13 protein-coding genes are annotated in these 16,935 nt (G+C 60.4%); 2 read left to right on the forward strand and 11 right to left on the reverse strand.

Going from position 1 to position 16,935, the window contains the following annotated elements:
* Positions 1–31 precede the first annotated feature (31 nt).
* The 6 genes from GV819_RS02810 to ppsA all read right to left on the reverse strand — a co-directional run bounded on the left by GV819_RS02810 (position 32) and on the right by ppsA (position 6,403).
* A complete protein-coding gene (locus GV819_RS02810; protein ID WP_008048604.1) occupies positions 32–856 on the reverse strand; it encodes a mechanosensitive ion channel family protein in 825 nt (274 codons plus the stop codon).
* 2 nt (positions 857–858) lie between these two features.
* Positions 859–1,104, reverse strand: a complete 246-nt coding sequence (locus tag GV819_RS02815; RefSeq protein WP_161753291.1) for a CrfX protein — start codon at positions 1,102–1,104, stop codon at positions 859–861.
* Positions 1,105–1,167: 63 nt separating this feature from the next.
* Complete coding sequence (locus GV819_RS02820) at positions 1,168–2,163, reverse strand: zinc transporter ZntB (RefSeq protein ID WP_161753293.1); 996 nt, start codon at positions 2,161–2,163, stop codon at positions 1,168–1,170.
* A 25-nt stretch (positions 2,164–2,188) separates the two neighbouring features.
* Positions 2,189–2,680 carry a ribonuclease E activity regulator RraA gene (gene rraA / locus GV819_RS02825; RefSeq protein WP_161753295.1) on the reverse strand — a complete coding sequence of 164 codons (492 nt, stop codon included), beginning with the start codon at positions 2,678–2,680 and terminating at the stop codon, positions 2,189–2,191.
* A gap of 255 nt (positions 2,681–2,935) precedes the next feature.
* On the reverse strand, positions 2,936–3,925 hold the full coding sequence (locus GV819_RS02830) for an alpha/beta fold hydrolase (RefSeq protein WP_161753297.1): 990 nt from the start codon (positions 3,923–3,925) through the stop codon (positions 2,936–2,938).
* 102 nt (positions 3,926–4,027) lie between these two features.
* Entirely contained in the window at positions 4,028–6,403 is a 2,376-nt protein-coding gene (ppsA, locus tag GV819_RS02835) for a phosphoenolpyruvate synthase (RefSeq protein ID WP_161753298.1), read from the reverse strand.
* Positions 6,404–6,577: 174 nt separating this feature from the next.
* On the opposite strand from ppsA, the gene ppsR reads away from it, so the two are divergent.
* Complete coding sequence (ppsR, locus tag GV819_RS02840; RefSeq protein ID WP_161753300.1) at positions 6,578–7,396, forward strand: posphoenolpyruvate synthetase regulatory kinase/phosphorylase PpsR; 819 nt, start codon at positions 6,578–6,580, stop codon at positions 7,394–7,396.
* Positions 7,397–7,551: 155 nt separating this feature from the next.
* Here ppsR and GV819_RS02845 read toward each other — a convergent pair whose 3' ends face one another.
* Positions 7,552–8,976, reverse strand: a complete 1,425-nt coding sequence (locus GV819_RS02845) for a PLP-dependent aminotransferase family protein (protein WP_161753302.1) — start codon at positions 8,974–8,976, stop codon at positions 7,552–7,554.
* 93 nt (positions 8,977–9,069) lie between these two features.
* Here GV819_RS02845 and GV819_RS02850 point away from each other — a divergent pair, with 93 nt between their 5' ends.
* Complete coding sequence (locus GV819_RS02850) at positions 9,070–10,020, forward strand: DMT family transporter (RefSeq protein ID WP_161753304.1); 951 nt, start codon at positions 9,070–9,072, stop codon at positions 10,018–10,020.
* A gap of 56 nt (positions 10,021–10,076) precedes the next feature.
* On the opposite strand, the gene prpD is transcribed toward GV819_RS02850, so the two are convergent.
* The 4 genes from prpD to prpC all read right to left on the reverse strand — a co-directional run bounded on the left by prpD (position 10,077) and on the right by prpC (position 16,905).
* Positions 10,077–11,561 (reverse strand): 2-methylcitrate dehydratase, encoded by a 1,485-nt coding sequence (gene prpD, locus GV819_RS02855; protein ID WP_161753306.1) that lies wholly within the window; start codon positions 11,559–11,561, stop codon positions 10,077–10,079.
* Between the two features lie 169 nt (positions 11,562–11,730).
* Entirely contained in the window at positions 11,731–12,921 is a 1,191-nt protein-coding gene (prpF, locus tag GV819_RS02860; protein WP_161753308.1) for a 2-methylaconitate cis-trans isomerase PrpF, read from the reverse strand.
* A 61-nt stretch (positions 12,922–12,982) separates the two neighbouring features.
* Positions 12,983–15,577 (reverse strand): Fe/S-dependent 2-methylisocitrate dehydratase AcnD, encoded by a 2,595-nt coding sequence (gene acnD, locus GV819_RS02865; protein WP_161753310.1) that lies wholly within the window; start codon positions 15,575–15,577, stop codon positions 12,983–12,985.
* A 200-nt stretch (positions 15,578–15,777) separates the two neighbouring features.
* Positions 15,778–16,905: a bifunctional 2-methylcitrate synthase/citrate synthase gene (gene prpC / locus GV819_RS02870; RefSeq protein WP_161753312.1), complete on the reverse strand. Its 1,128-nt coding sequence runs from the start codon at positions 16,903–16,905 to the stop codon at positions 15,778–15,780.
* Between the last annotated feature and the right edge of the window lie 30 nt (positions 16,906–16,935).

Here is a 16,935-nt window from a genome sequence, read left to right on the forward strand (position 1 = left end):
GCGGCGGCATACATTAGCAGGGTTTGCCGGGTTAGCGGCTACTTACATGCTGCTCCAGCAGGATCCGATTGGAGAGAGAGACTAGCTCACCCTCATCGGTCAGCAATGTAGTTTTAACCGTGCCGATCTCTTCGATCTGGCCTTCGACCTCACCAACACGTACTTGTTGCCCAACCTGATACAACTCACGCACATAGATTCCCGCAAGAATCTGTCCGGCAATTTCCCGGCTTCCCAAACCCATGGCCAATGCAACGGCCAGACCAACGGTAATCAAAACAATGACGATCACATGGTTGAGCAGGTCGGTTTTGACCTCCAACTGGCTGATCGCCACGGAAATACTGATGATGATCACCAGTCCCTGAGCAATCCGCCCCAGGCCACTGGCGTAATCCAGGCCCACACCTTCTGCCGCTCCGCGCACCAGCCCGTTGGCCAATTGCGCCAGCAAAACGCCCACCAACAACACCAGCGCAGCACCAAAAACCTTCGGCAAATACAACGCGAGCATGTCGAGCGTAGCCGAAACTCGCTCAAGACCAAGGGATTCAGCAGCAGAAACCAGGAAAATCAGCAGTACAAACCAATAAACAATCTTGCCGATCAAGGTCGAGATCGGTACTTGCAGGCCGGCACGCGACAACAACTTGGTCAAGCCGGTGCCACCCATCAGGCGATCCAGGCCCAGCTTGGCGAGCAATTTCGACAGCAGGGTATCCAGCAGTTTGGCTACCACGAAGCCCAGCAACAGCACCACCAACGCGCCGAACAGGTTCGGAATGAAGTTCGCCACTTTGGTCCACAAGGCAGTCATTGCCGTGACGAGGCTCTGCGTCCAGAGATCAAGTTCCATATTCAATCAGCCTTATCAGCAGTGCGAGCAGTAGATTTACGACGGGAAACCGGCGCGATATGAGCCGATCCGTTATTCAGGGCAATCATCAGTGCCGGCAGCCAACGGCCCAGCAGACTGAATAGATCCCCCGCACCCACCTGACGGTTGGCGGTTTTCAATACGCGGCCCAGGCAGGCATCGTCATCGCGGCTCGATGGCGAGGCTTTGAGCATGTCACGCAAAGACTGTTCAAACGGATCGTGCATACGCACCTCTGGTGATGTCTGAAAAAGACGCGATCAGATTTATTCGGGTCACATGAAGCCTCATCACACCCAGCGCAAACGTCGAAACAACCACCATTGTCCCAGAGCCACCGCCACCAATAGCAGGCAGGCACCAACGAATCCATAGGGGCTGGCGGAGAACGGAATACCGCCGACATTGATCCCCAAAAGCCCGGTGAGAAAACTCATGGGCAGGAAGATCCCGGTAATGATTCCGAAGCGGTACATGGTGCGATTCATGCGTACGCTCAAACGCCGGTCTTCGGCCTCGAGCACAAGCCCCACGCGCTCTCGAGTCAATTCCAGCTCTTCCAGGTAACGGGTCAGGCTGTTGTGCAACTCGTTCCAGTAATCACCATCATCGGCCGCAAACCAAGGCAGTTTTATCCGGCTCAGTTGCGCGAAAATATCCCGCTGCGGCGCCAGAAAACGCTTCAGTCCAGCAGCCCGTCGACGGATCTGCAAAATGCTGCCGTGCTCGGGGGTATACCGTTCGTCGGTATCCAGCTTTTCCTCTTCGTCATCGACCACTTCAGAGAGGTCGCTGACCAGATTTTGCACTTTGTGGGTCAGGTACTCGGCCATATAAAGGAGGAGTTCGGCGGCAGTTTTCGGTCCCTTGCCTTCTGCCAACTGCATAAGCAGTTCATCGGTGGCCCGCAAGGGGCGCAAACGCAGAGAGATCACACGCTGGGCGGAAGCAAAAATGCGCACCGAGACCATGTCTTCAGGTTCAGCCCCCGGATTTAGGTTGATGCCCCGCAAAAACAGCAACAGTTCCGCGTCCGGCAGCGCCAACAGGCGCGGCCGGGTATTCTCCTCCAGCAGCAGATCACAGCTGAACTCGCTCAAGCCGCTGGAACGGCGCAGCCAGGTCTGGGTTTGCGGATGACTGCGATCCCAATGCAGCCACAGGCTCTCGTGGGCCTGCAGTTGCAGATCGTCGAGCTCAGTCCGGGCAATTGAACGCGCACCGCCTTCACCATCCAGTACCAGGGCATGCACCAGCCCCCATTGCGCGTTTTCTTCCTCGAACATCCTCATCCCTTGTCAGGCCGATTGTTTATTCAGGCATTTTCAGCAGGCTTGGCGAAACGATCACGCCATTGTTATCGGCATAGACATACTCGCCCGGACGGAAAGTCACACCGGCAAAGGTGACCGCCACGTTGAGGTCGCCGATGCCGCGCTTGTCGGTCTTCATCGGATGACTGGCCAGGGCCTGAACCCCCAGATCGGTCTGTGCAATGACATCCACGTCGCGGATGCAGCCATAGATCAGCAGGCCTTCCCAGCCGTTTTTCGCGGCCTTCTCGGCCAGCATGTCGCCCAACAACGCGCGACGCAGGGAACCGCCCCCATCGACCACCAACACCTTGCCGTGTCCCTTGAGTTCCACCTGCTCCTTGACCAGCGAGTTGTCTTCGAAGCACTTGATGGTGACGATTTCACCGCCAAAGGAATCGCGACCACCGAAATTGCTGAACATGGGCTCAACCACTTGCACCAGGTCCGGGTAGGCGTCGCACAGGTCGGGAGTGAGGTAATGGTTCATCGAGAAACTCCTGTAACAGAAAGAACACGATAGAGGGTGTCGGTTATTCCAGGGGCAGTCCTGGAAATACGAGCCCAAGCAGCAGATGCTTAAACCACGCGGCCTGAGCACCTGATCAGCCTGTCGGGTATTTTCACAGCCATGCCAGCGGAACGGAAAACCGACTCAACAACTGAATATGACCAAAATAGCGTAATGCGTCATATCTTAGCCGCAAGCGCTATCGAGCGAAATGCCCTTCTCAGAGCCTTCGCGTCAAACTGCAGCCACCTGCTCTGGAGCACAAACCAGTAACGGCGTCTGCTGATCCTTGAGCCAGCGCGCCACTAGCGGCCAGACCTCAGTCTGCGCCTGTTTGCTCACCAGCATCTCGACATGGTCGAAATTACCGCTGAACCCTTGCTCACGTCCCAGACAGACAAACTGTTTCTGTTCGCTTCCCAGTTGTTCGAACAACTTGCGACAGGCCCAGGTCGGATCCTGATGATCCCCTGCAGCACTGACCGCCAGCGCCGGTACCGCCACCTCCGCCAGCCCAGCCCACCAATCTTTGTCAGCGTCGCCAAAGCGTCCGAACAGCCCGTGCCAGCGCATGCTTTCCAACGCCAGGCCAATAGGTTCGTCTTCTGGCCCACGCTTGAGCCGAGAACCGGACAACTGGGCAAAACGCTTGATCACCAGACGCCCGCCCCACTCCACCAAAGGAACCTTCAAGGGCCAATAGGTACGACTGACTTGAGTGCCGAAAAATGCCGCTGAGGCTACGCTCGCATCCCCCAGGTACTGCCCGCCGAGGGCCGCCGCCAAGGTAGTGCCGCCCAGGGAATGACCGAGCCAGTGGGGAATCTGCGCGCTTTGCTCGCGAACGAAAGCGGCAATCGCCGGCAGATCGTAACGCGCGTAGTCGGCCACTCGGTTCTTGCGGTAATCGGCATTGCGTCGCGATAAACCATGGCCGCGCATTTCCGGGATCCACACATCGAAACCGGCGCGAGCCAGATAGGCCCCCAAACCTATGCCCTTGGGTGAATACCAGAAGCGTCGGTTGGAAAAACTGCCATGTAGCAGGATCACCGGAACGCCCCGAGGCTCGGCCTCATCGGCCAGCCCCAGGCGGGTGACTGCCAGTTCCACTGAAGGATCAGGGCTGTTGCCAGGTTTTAAGCGATAGACATCTTCGCTGAGGTCGCCTCGACGCTCGGCACTGGTCAAGGCGACGGGAAATAGATTGCTGCTGCTTTGCATATTCTTCTTGCACAAAAAAGGGCGGCATCCAGAAGAAGCACGCCCTGCTTGAATCTTCAAGAGCCGACCAGCCTCACGACCGATCGGCTCTGCATTCAGCGATTACGCCGCGCCCTGACCTTCAGCCAGGAAGAACCAGGTTTCCAGCACCGAATCCGGGTTCAACGAAACGCTTTCGATGCCCTGCTCCATCAGCCATTTGGCCAGGTCCGGGTGGTCGGAAGGCCCCTGGCCACAGATGCCGATGTACTTGCCGGCCTTGTTACAGGCAGCAATGGCATTGGCCAGCAGTTTCTTGACCGCGGGATTACGCTCGTCGAACAGGTGGGCGATGATCCCCGAGTCACGGTCCAGGCCCAGGGTCAACTGAGTCAGGTCGTTGGAGCCGATGGAGAAACCATCGAAGTACTCGAGGAACTCTTCGGCGAGGATGGCGTTGGACGGCAGTTCGCACATCATGATCACGCGCAAGCCGTTTTCGCCGCGCTTGAGGCCATTTTCAGCCAGCAGGTCAACTACTTGGCTGGCTTCGCCGAGGGTACGTACGAACGGCACCATGATTTCAACGTTGGTCAGGCCCATCTCGTTGCGCACGCGCTTCAGCGCACGGCATTCGAGCTCAAAGCAGTCACGGAAGGATTCGCTGATGTAACGCGAAGCACCGCGGAAGCCCAGCATCGGGTTCTCTTCTTCCGGCTCATAGAGCTTGCCGCCGATCAGGTTGGCGTATTCGTTGGACTTGAAGTCCGACAGGCGCACGATGACTTTCTTCGGCGTGAAGGCTGCCGCCAGGGTGCTGATGCCTTCAACCAGCTTGTCGACATAGAAGTCCACCGGATCGTGGTAGCCGGCGATGCGCTTGTCGACGCTGTCCTTGATCTCTTGTGGCAGCCCGGCATAGTTCAGCAGTGCCTTGGGGTGCACACCGATCATGCGGTTGATGATGAACTCCAGACGGGCCAGGCCCACGCCGGCGTTCGGCAACTGCGCGAAGTCGAAGGCACGATCAGGGTTGCCGACGTTCATCATGATCTTGAACGGCAGTTCCGGCATGGCATCCACGGAGTTTTTCTTGATATCAAAACCCAGTTCGCCTTCGAAAATGAAACCCGTGTCGCCTTCGGCGCAGGAAACAGTCACGCCCTGGCCATCTTTCAGCAACTGAGTGGCGTTACCGCAACCCACCACCGCAGGAATGCCCAGCTCGCGAGCGATGATCGCCGCGTGGCAGGTACGACCGCCACGGTTGGTGACGATGGCGCTGGCGCGCTTCATCACCGGCTCCCAGTCCGGGTCGGTCATGTCGGAGACCAGCACGTCGCCGGGCTGGACTTTGTCCATTTCCGAAACGTCCTTGATGATCCGCACCTTGCCGGCGCCGATGCGCTGGCCAATGGCACGACCTTCCACCAGCACGGTGCCGGTTTCCTTGAGCAGGTAGCGTTCCATGACATTGGCCGAAGTACGGCTCTTCACGGTTTCCGGACGCGCCTGAACGATGTACAGCTTACCGTCGTCACCGTCTTTGGCCCATTCGATGTCCATCGGGCACTGGTAGTGCTTCTCGATGATCATGGCCTGCTTGGCCAGCTCGCTGACTTCCGCGTCGGACAGGCAGAAACGTGCGCGATCGGCCTTGTCCACGTCCACGGTTTTCACCGAGCGGCCGGCCTTGGCTTCGTCGCCGTAGATCATCTTGATCGCCTTGCTGCCCAGGTTGCGACGCAGGATCGCCGGGCGGCCAGCTTCAAGGGTGTTCTTGTGAACGTAGAACTCGTCCGGGTTGACTGCCCCCTGGACCACGGTTTCACCCAGGCCGTAAGCACCGGTGATGAACACCACGTCACGGAAGCCCGACTCGGTATCGAGGGTGAACATCACGCCGGCAGTGCCGGTTTCCGAACGCACCATGCGTTGCACGCCAGCAGACAGGGCTACCAGCTTGTGGTCGAAACCCTGGTGCACGCGGTAGGAAATGGCGCGGTCGTTGAACAAGGAAGCGAACACTTCCTTGGCGGCGCGAATCACATTCTCCACGCCACGAATGTTGAGGAAGGTTTCCTGCTGGCCGGCAAAAGAGGCATCCGGCAAGTCTTCGGCGGTGGCCGAAGAACGCACGGCCACGGCCATCTCGGGATTGCCTGCCGACAGCGCGGCGAAAGCCGTACGGATCTCGGCATTGAGGCGCTCGGGGAACTCGGCCTCCATGATCCACTGACGGATCTGCGCGCCGGTCTTGGCCAGAGCGTTCACGTCATCGACATCCAGCGCGTCGAGCGCCGCATGGATCTGGCCGTTCAGACCACTCAATTCAAGAAAATCACGATAAGCCTGAGCTGTCGTGGCGAAGCCACCAGGGACCGATACGCCCGCACCTGCGAGGTTGCTGATCATCTCGCCCAGGGATGCGTTCTTGCCCCCCACATGCTCAACATCGTGTTTGCCGAGCTTATCGAGGGAAACTACGTACTCTACCAAGGTGATCTCTCCACTAACTGTGTTGGAAAAGCTCAGAAGCCGGCTGCTCTATGGAGCATTTGCCCGCTATATGGCCTGGACCTGGAAAATAAGTGAGAATGCGGGCCATTCCCGGCCGACAAATCGCGCCTATCATATCCAAGAATCGTCACTAGCTTAAGGCCCAAGCCTCAAATGAAACGATCTGCTTTCTTTATCTCCGACGGTACCGGTATCACAGCGGAAACCCTCGGCCAGAGCCTGTTGGCGCAGTTCGAAAACGTTACCTTCAGCAAATTCACGCGCCCGTACATCGACAGCATGGAAAAAGCGCGGGCCATGGTACAACAAATCAATATAGCCGCCGAAAAAGACGGTCATCGACCAATTATCTTCGACACCATCGTCAATCAGAACATTCGTGAGATTCTCGCAACCTCCAATGGTTTCATGATCGACATCTTCTCGACCTTCCTCGCGCCCCTGGAACAGGAGCTGAGCGAGCACTCCTCCTACTCCGTCGGCAAATCCCATTCCATCGGCCACAACTCCAACTACATGGAGCGGATCGAGGCGGTGAACTTCGCCCTGGACAACGACGACGGCGCCCGCACCCACTATTACGACAAGGCCGACCTGATCCTGGTGGGCGTATCCCGCTGTGGCAAGACTCCGACCTGCCTGTACATGGCCATGCAATTCGGCATCCGCGCGGCCAACTACCCGCTGACCGAAGAGGACATGGAGCGCCTGCAACTGCCCAATGCCCTGCGCGCCCACAAACACAAGCTGTTCGGCCTGACCATCGACCCCGACCGCCTCACCGCGATCCGCAACGAGCGCAAACCCAACAGTCGCTATTCGAGCTACGCCCAGTGCGAGTTCGAAGTCCGCGAAGTGGAAAACCTGTTCCGCCGCGAGAATATTCCCCACATCAACTCTACACATTTCTCGGTGGAGGAAATCTCGGCCAAGATCCTGGTGGAAAAAGGCGTGGAGCGGCGTTTCAAGTAACCCCCCAAGCCCCTTCCCTGGCTATGTATCGTGGCGAAGGGCTTATCACCCGGAGCGGTCAACCGGGCTCTCCAGGCAGATCGCAGACTCAGGAACTGCGACTGCTTCACACTCGTGTACGAGTCATTGCCCTCACCACTGCCCGCTCCCGCACCTTACCAACCCGCTACTCCACGCTCCTGGCTCAAGGCCGCAGCCAGCGCGGCAAACCCTTCGATCAATTTCCGATCATCCGCCGTGGTGTTGCAGACACTCGCCCGAATGAACTGCGGCACTGCCGCCTGCCCTACGGCAAAGGCTTCGGCAGTCGCCACCAGGTACCCCTGGCGCTTCAACTGCTGCTCGATTTCCGAAGCTCGCCACGGCTCGGGAACCCTGATCCAGAAATGCGGACATCCATTCGGGCTGCGCCATTCCAGCCCTTCCAGCAGGCCCGTGAGCCGGTCCTTGCGCCGGGCGATCTCGGCCATCTGCTGCTGTCGCAGGCGCTCGGCAACCCCAGTGTCGATCCACCCAGCCGCCAACTCCAGCGGCAACGGCGTAGCCATCCAGCAGGTGGCGCGCAGCGCTGCGGCTAATCGCCCCACCAGAGACGGTGGTGCATGAACAAAGCCGACCCGTAGTCCCGAAGCCACGGCTTTGCTCAGGCTACTGATCAGCACCGTACGTTCCGCCGCGAAATACGCCAGCGGCGCCGGGCGTTTATCCACCAGCACAGCGTGGGTTTCATCTTCCAGGATCAATAGATTATGCCGCCTGCAGACCTCGGCAATCGCCGCACGCCGCGCCGCCGACTGCACCGCCGTGGTGGGGTTCTGCAACGTCGGCGTGCAGTACAAGGCCGATACCCGGTGATGCTGGCAGGCCTCATCCAGCGCCTCGGGCAGCAAGCCCTGTTCATCCATGGCCAAGCCCAGCAGCTTGATGCCCAGCATCCGCGCCGTGCTGATCAACCCCGGATAAGTCAGGTGCTCGGTGGCCAGGGTATCCCCGGCCTTGAGCAGCGCCAGCAAGGCAATATGCAACCCGTGCTGGGCGCCGTTGACGCAAATGACCTGCCCGGGATCAACCTGCAGTCCTTCCTGCGCCAACCAGCGTGCTCCCGCTTCACGGTAACGCGCCAACCCGGCCTCGGGACTGTAGCGACTGATCTCCAGCAAGCCATCAGGGTCTTGCGCCAGCGCACGCAGGCTCTGGGCGATGAAGTGGCTCTCCGGCCCGGGAATATGGGTGTTGCGGCTCATGTCGAAAGCCGCTGGCGGCTCATCATCGACGTTGCGAAACCCTGAATCACGCTGGCGCTGCAAACCGTCCTGGCGCACATAAGTGCCAGCCCCGACTCGCGCCACCACCTGCCCCAGGCGCTCCAGCTCGGCGTAGGCCCGACTGATGGTGCCAATCGTCACCCCCAACTGGTCTGCCAGCAGGCGATGCGGTGGCAGCTTGCTGCCTGCGGCAAGGCTGCCCTGGTCAATCGCCTGGTCCAGGGCTTCAGCCAGTCGCTTGTACTTGGCGCCAACGCCATCCTGCAGCGCAGAACGCAACATTGACACCATGTCAATACTTACTTTGACAGCCATCAATTCACCCAATAGCTTGGTTAACGGGTTCAATTACCGAAAATGACTCGCTCAATATAGGGGTCAATTACCAATCACGGAAGGAATGTCAGCGTGAGCACTACCACGGCCGTACCGAATAACGAGGCGTTACCCCGTCACTGGCTCGGCACCCTGGTGACCTGCGTCCTGTTCCTGGTTGTCTGCCTGAGCTGGGGCACCACCTGGCTGGGGATCAAGATTGCAGTGGAAAGCGTGCCGCCGCTGACCGCTGCCGGGCTGCGTTTTCTGATCGCCTTCCCACTGTTTGCCTGCTTCGCCTGGATGCGCCGCGAGCCGCTGATGTTTCCCAAGGGCAGCCGGGGCTTCCTGGTGTTCGTCACCCTGTGTTATTTCAGCCTGCCCTACACCTTGCTCAACTACGGAGAACTGCACGTCTCTTCCGGCCTCACCGCGCTGCTGTTCAGTTGCATGCCGGTGTTCATCCTGATCTTTTCCGCCCTGCTGCTGCGGGAAAAAATCCACTTCACGCAGATGCTCGGCATCGCCATCGGTTTTGCCAGCCTGTACCAGATCATCCGTGGCCAAGGCCTGCACCTGGAGCACAGCGGACTCTCGGGAATACTGGCGATTCTCGCGGCGGCACTGATGCACGCCCTCTGCTACGTGGTCACCAAGAAACACGGCAGCGCCATCAGCGTCATCACCTACAACACGCTGCCCATCGGCATCGCCGGGCTATTGCTGTGCCTGTCCGGACTCTGGTTGGAAAGCCCTGACTTCAGCGCCATCAGCCCACGCTCCTGGGGCGCCCTGCTGTACTTGGGACTCGCCGCCTCGGTGGGTGGGTTCATCGTCTATTTCTTCTTGCTCAAACGCCTCAGCCCGGTGATCCTGTCCTTTGTCTTCATCATCTTCCCGGTGTTCGCGGTGATGATCGGCGCCTGGTACGAAGGCCAGAGCCTGTCCCGTGACTTGTTGCTGTATTCCTCGACCCTGCTCGGCGGCTTCGCCATCACCAAACTGCCCCTGGAAAAATGGCTGTCCCGACGAACGAAACACTGAAATAGCGCCCATGAAAAAGCCCGCTCATGCGGGCTTTTCCGTCACCACCAACAACGTCAGATCACCAGCAAATCGACAAACCGCTGCACCGGCGTGGCCGAGAGTTGCACCTGGTCCTTGCACAGGGCAAAGATCTGCGCCGAACGCTGGGCGGTGAAGCGCGTGGCAAGGTTGGCCTTGAACTTGTCCTCCAGCAGCGGAATGCCTTCGGCACGCCGGCGCCGGTGACCGATGGGGTACTCCACCGCCACCTGCTCGGTGCTCGAACCATCCTTGAAAAACACCTGCACCGCGTTGGCAATGGAACGCTTGTCGGCTTCCAGGTATTCGCGGGTGTAACGCGGGTCTTCGACGATCTCCATCTTGCCGCGCAACTGATCGATGATCGGGTGCGCAGCGTGGAAATCATCTTCGTACTGCTCAGCCACCAGGGTGCCGAACGCCAGGGGCACGGCGGTCATGTATTGCAGGCAGTGGTCACGATCAGCGGCGTTGGCCAGCGGGCCAACCTTGGAAATGATGCGAATCGCCGACTCATGGGTGGTAATCACGATCCGCTCGATCTCATGTAGGCGATTACGTACCAGCGGGTGCAAGGTCACCGCAGCTTCACAGGCGGTTTGCGCGTGGAACTCCGCCGGGAAGCTGATCTTGAACAGCACGTTTTCCATCACGTAGCTGGCGTATTTCTGCGACAGGCTGAAGCGCCGCTGATCCTCGGGCTTCAGCGCCAGATCCTTGTTGGTGTGACTGAACAGCACATCGTAGAACCCCCATTGCGGCGCACTGAGCACCCCGGGAATGCCCATTTCACCGCGCAGGGCGATGTCGGCCAGGCGCACCCCGCGACTCGAGGCATCCCCCGCAGCCCAAGACTTGCGTGAACCGGCGTTGGGCGCATGGCGATAGGTACGCAGCGCCTGACCGTCGACAAACGCATGGGACAGCGCAGCCAGCAACTGCTCGCGATTGGCCCCCATCAGCTTGGCGCAGACCGCAGTGGAGGCAACTTTCACCAGCAGCACATGATCGAGACCGACCCGATTGAAAGAGTTTTCCAGAGCGATCACGCCTTGAATCTCATGAGCCATGATCATGGCTTTCAGCACATCCCCCATGGTCAGAGGCGCCTCAGCATTGGCCACGCGTTTTTGCGAAAGATGATCGGCCACCGCCAGGATGCCGCCGAGGTTGTCCGAAGGATGCCCCCACTCCGCCGCCAGCCAGGTGTCGTTGTAATCCAGCCAACGCACGATGCAGCCGATGTCCCAGGCAGCCTTGACCGGATCCAGGCGATAACTGGTGCCCGGAACCCGAGCGCCGAAGGGCACCACGGTGCCTTCGACAATGGGCCCCAGGTGCTTGGTGCATTCAGGGAAACGCAGGGCCAGCAGGCCACAGCCAAGGGTGTCCATCAGGCAATTGCGGGCAGTGTCGAGGGCTTCTGGTGAGTCGATGCAATAGCTCAGGACATAGTCGGCGATGTCCTGCAGGACCTGGTCGTAATCGGGACGGTTGTTCAGGTCAACGTTGGCGCTCATGAGTGATTCACTCCTGTTACAGGGTTGAAGGTGCGTGTGATTCCTCAGCTACAGGTTCAGGTCAATAACGGCATCGCAGGTCTGCGCCTGCTCAGCAATTCAATTATCGGGCAGGGCTTGCCCAAGCAAGTCCTGCCCCGGTGGCTCCGATCAATCCACGTCCGCCAGGTTAAAAACTGTCGCCTGGCACCCGCACCCAGCCTTCCATCAGCACGCGGGCGCTGCGGCTCATGATCGCCTTGAGCACCGTCCACTCACCCTTGGCCTGGGTCGCCTCGGCGCCCACTCGCAAGGTGCCCGAAGGGTGACCGAAACGCACCGCGCTACGCGAACCGGCGCCGGCCGCGAGGTTGACCAAAGTGCCCGGGATCGCCGCCGCAGTACCGATGGCCACCGCCGCCGTGCCCATCATCGCGTGGTGCAGCTTGCCCATGGACATGGCCCGCACCAGCAGGTCGACATCAGCAGCCTTGATCGCCTTGCCACTGGAAGCCTGGTAATCCGCCGGCGCGGCGACGAAAGCCACTTTCGGTGTGTGCTGGCGCTGGGCGGCTTCATCCAGGTGCTTGATCAAGCCCATGCGCAGAGCGCCGTGGGCACGAATGCTTTCGAACATCGCCAGGGCCTTGGGATCACCGTTGATATCGCCCTGCAACTCGGTGCCGTGATAACCGATGTCTGTCGCATTGACGAAGATGGTCGGAATCCCGGCATTGATCAGGGTCGCCTTGAACGTGCCAACGCCGGGCACTTCCAGGTCATCCACCAGGTTGCCGGTGGGAAACATCGAGCCAGCACCGCCCTCTTCTTCGGCCGCCGGATCAAGGAACTCCAGTTGCACTTCGGCCGCCGGAAAAGTCACCCCATCCAGTTCGAAATCACCGGTTTCCTGGACCGCGCCATCGGTGATCGGCACATGGGCAATGATGCTCTTGCCAATGTTGGCCTGCCAGATGCGCACCACCGCCACACCGTTCTGTGGAATACGGCTGGCATCCACCAGACCGCTGCTGATGGCAAACGAACCCACTGCCGCCGAGAGATTGCCGCAGTTGCCACTCCAGTCGACAAACGCCTTGTCGATCGCGACCTGGCCGAACAGGTAATCCACGTCGTGATCGGCCTTGATGCTCTTGGACAGGATCACCGTCTTGCTGGTACTGGAGGTTGCACCGCCCATCCCATCGATCTGCTTGTCGTAGGGATCGGGGCTGCCGATCACCCGCAGCAGCAGGGCATCGCGGGCCGCGCCCGGGAGCTGCGCCGCCTCGGGCAGGTCCTGCAGATTGAAGAACACGCCCTTGCTGGTGCCGCCACGCATGTAGGTGGCGGGAATCTTGATTTGCGCTACAAATGCCATGGTTTTCAGATCCCGATAAAGACCGGGGACGGCGCCTGGCGGCCCGCCCCCGGTACGTCACTTAACTGGCCACTGCCGATTCCAGGAAGTCCTGGGCGAAGCGTTGCAACACACCACCCGCCTCGTAGATCGATACCTCTTCGGCGGTGTCGAGGCGGCAGGTCACCGGCACCTCGAGCCGCTCGCCGTTGCGGCGGTTGATCACCAGGAGCAGTTGCGCCCGGGGCGTACGCCCGCCGATCACGTCGTAGGTTTCAGTGCCGTCGATGCCCAGGGTCTTGCGATTGGTGCCTGCAAGGAACTCCAGCGGCAGCACGCCCATGCCCACCAGGTTGGTCCGGTGGATACGCTCGAAGCCTTCGGCGACGATGGCCTCCACACCGGCCAGGCGTACGCCCTTGGCTGCCCAGTCGCGGGACGAGCCCTGGCCGTAGTCGGCACCGGCAATGATGATCAAAGGCTGCTTGCGCTGCATGTAGGTTTCGATGGCTTCCCACATCCGCGTCACCTGGCCTTCCGGCTCGATCCGCGCCAGGGAACCCTGCTTGACCTGGCCGTTTTCCTTGACCATTTCGTTGAACAGCTTCGGGTTGGCGAAGGTCGCGCGCTGGGCGGTCAAATGATCGCCGCGGTGGGTCGCGTAAGAGTTGAAGTCCTCTTCCGGCAGGCCCATTTTCGCCAGGTACTCGCCCGCCGCGCTGTCGAGCATGATGGCGTTGGACGGCGACAAGTGGTCAGTGGTGATGTTGTCCGGCAGCACCGCCAGCGGACGCATGCCCGTCAGGCTGCGTGCACCGGCCAAGGCCCCTTCCCAGTACGGCGGACGGCGGATGTAGGTGCTCATTTCGCGCCAGTCGTACAGCGGCTCGACTTTCGGACCGGTGTCTGGGTGAATCGCGAACATCGGGATATAGACCTTGCGGAATTGCTCCGGCTTCACCGAGGCCTTGACCACCGCGTCGATTTCCTCGTCGCTCGGCCAGATGTCCTTGAGACGGATTTCCCGGCCTGCGGCATCCAGGCCCAGCACGTCCTTCTCGATATCGAAGCGGATGGTCCCGGCAATCGCGTAAGCCACTACCAGGGGGGGCGACGCCAGGAACGCCTGCTTGGCATACGGGTGGATGCGTCCATCGAAGTTGCGGTTACCCGACAACACCGCAGTGGCGTAGAGATCACGGTCGATGATCTCTTTCTGGATCACCGGGTCCAGCGCGCCGGACATGCCATTGCACGTGGTGCAGGCGAAAGCCACCACGCCAAAACCCAGCTGCTCCAGTTCATGATCCAGGCCGGCCTCTTCCAGGTACATGGCCACGGTTTTCGAACCTGGGGCCAGGGACGACTTGACCCATGGCTTGCGGGCCAGGCCCAGCCGGTTGGCATTGCGCGCCAGCAGGCCGGCGGCAATCACGTTGCGCGGGTTGCTGGTGTTGGTGCAGCTGGTAATGGCTGCGATGATCACCGCACCGTCGGGCATCTGCCCCGGGGTTTCGGACCATTGCCCAGCAATACCCTTGGCCGCCAGATCGCTGGTGGCGACCCGGGCGTGAGGGTTGCTCGGCCCGGCCATGTTGCGCACCACCGACGACAGGTCGAACTGCAGGCCGCGCTCGTAACGGGCACTCTTCAGGCTGTCGGCCCAGAGGCCGGTGTGCTTGGCGTAAGACTCCACCAGGCGCACCTGCTCATCTTCACGACCGGTGAGTTTCAGGTAGTCGATGGTCTGTTGGTCGATGTAGAACATCGCCGCGGTGGCACCGTATTCCGGGGCCATGTTGGAGATGGTCGCGCGGTCACCGAGGGTCAGCGCCGCAGCGCCTTCGCCGAAGAACTCCAGCCAGGCCCCGACCACTTTCTGCTTGCGCAGGAACTCAGTCAGCGCCAGCACCATGTCGGTGGCGGTGATGCCCGGTTGCAACTTGCCGGTGAGCTCGACACCGACGATTTCCGGCAGGCGCATCCACGACGCGCGGCCCAGCATGACGCTCTCGGCTTCCAGGCCGCCAACGCCGATGGCGATCACCCCCAGGGCATCCACATGGGGCGTGTGGCTGTCGGTACCGACGCAGGTATCGGGGAAGGCCACACCGTCGCGCACCTGGATCACCGGAGACATTTTCTCCAGGTTGATCTGGTGCATGATGCCGTTGCCCGGCGGAATCACATCGACGTTCTTGAAGGCCTTCTTGGTCCAGTTGATGAAGTGGAAACGGTCTTCGTTGCGCCGATCTTCAATGGCCCGGTTCTTGTCGAAGGCATCCGGATCAAAGCCCCCGCACTCTACCGCCAACGAGTGGTCGACGATCAGTTGGGTCGGCACCACCGGGTTGACCAAGGCGGGGTCGCCGCCCTGATCGGCGATCGCGTCGCGCAAGCCGGCCAGGTCCACCAGCGCGGTCTGGCCGAGAATGTCGTGGCACACCACACGGGCCGGAAACCAGGGGAAGTCCAGGTCATCGCGACGTTCGATCAACTGGCTCAGGGAAGCATTCAGGGTTGCCGGATCACAGCGGCGTACCAGGTTTTCCGCCAACACCCGCGAGGTGTAAGGCAGGCTGTCATAGGCACCGGGCTGGAGGGCATCGACCGCCGCCCGGGTGTCGAAGTAGTCCAACCGGCTGCCGGGCAGCGTCTTGCGAAATTCAGTGTTCATGGTCTGGGCTCGGTCACGGTAGTTTCAAAGGGAGCGCCTGGCACTGGCTTGAATGGCCTCCATCCCTTGTAGGAGCGAGCTTGCTCGCGATGACTCGATCAGCTCCGGCATCGCCGTTGGCTGATCCATGGCGATCGCGAGCAAGCTCGCTCCTACAGGGTTTGTGGTTCATTCAAGCAGCAGTGTCGGCGCCCTCCCGGTCAGCGACGTTCGATTGGCACGAACTTGCGCTGTTCTACGCCGATGTATTCGGCGCTTGGACGGATGATGCGGTTGTTGCCACGCTGCTCGAACACGTGGGCGGCCCAGCCGGTCAGGCGCGAGCAGACAAAGATCGGCGTGAACAGCTTGGTCGGGATGCCCATGAAGTGGTATGCCGAAGCGTGGTAGAAGTCGGCGTTGGGGAACAGCTTCTTCTGCTCCCACATAGTCTGGTCGATGGCCTCGGAGACCGGGAACAGCACCTTGTCACCCGCTTCGTCGGCAAGCTTTTTCGACCATCCCTTGATCACCTCGTTACGCGGGTCGCTGTCTTTGTAGATCGCGTGGCCGAAGCCCATGATCTTGTCCTTGCGCTCAAGCATGCCGAGGGTGCCCTTGATCGCCTCTTCCGCCGAGCCGAAGCGCTCGATCATTTCCATCGCCGCTTCGTTGGCGCCACCGTGCAGCGGGCCGCGCAGTGAACCGATGGCCGCAGTGATGCAGGAATACAGGTCGGACAAGGTCGAGGCACAAACCCGGGCGGTAAAGGTCGAGGCGTTGAACTCGTGCTCGGCGTAAAGGATCAGCGATACGTTCATCACCTTGACGTGCAGGTCGCTGGGCTTCTTGCCGTGCAGCAGGTGCAGGAAGTGGCCGCCGATGGAGGGCTCGTCGCTGACGCAGTTGATGCGCGCGCCTTCATGACTGAAGCGATACCAGTAGCACATGATCGCCGGGAAGGCCGCCAGCAGGCGGTCGGTGACGTCATGCTGCTGGGAGAAATCCTTCTCCGGCTCGATATTGCCGAGGAACGAGCAACCGGTTCGCATCACATCCATCGGGTGAGCCTGGGCGGGAATACGCTCCAGCACTTCCTTCAGGGCCTGGGGCAGATCCCGCAGTTTGCTCAGTTTGCTGACGTAGGCCGCCAATTGCTCGGTGTTCGGCAGTTCGCCGTACAGCAGCAGGTAGGCCACTTCTTCGAACTGCGCATCGGCGGCCAGTTCGCGTACGTCATAGCCGCGATAGGTCAGCCCGGCACCGGCCTGGCCCACGGTGGACAACGCGGTTTGCCCGGCCACCTGGCCGCGCAGACCTGCGCCACTCAATACTTTTGCTTCGGCCATTGCTCTCTCCAATCTTGAATTTGTTAGGGA

Source organism: Pseudomonas sp. Fl5BN2 (genome assembly GCF_009908205.1).
In the GTDB taxonomy this organism is placed as follows: domain Bacteria; phylum Pseudomonadota; class Gammaproteobacteria; order Pseudomonadales; family Pseudomonadaceae; genus Aquipseudomonas.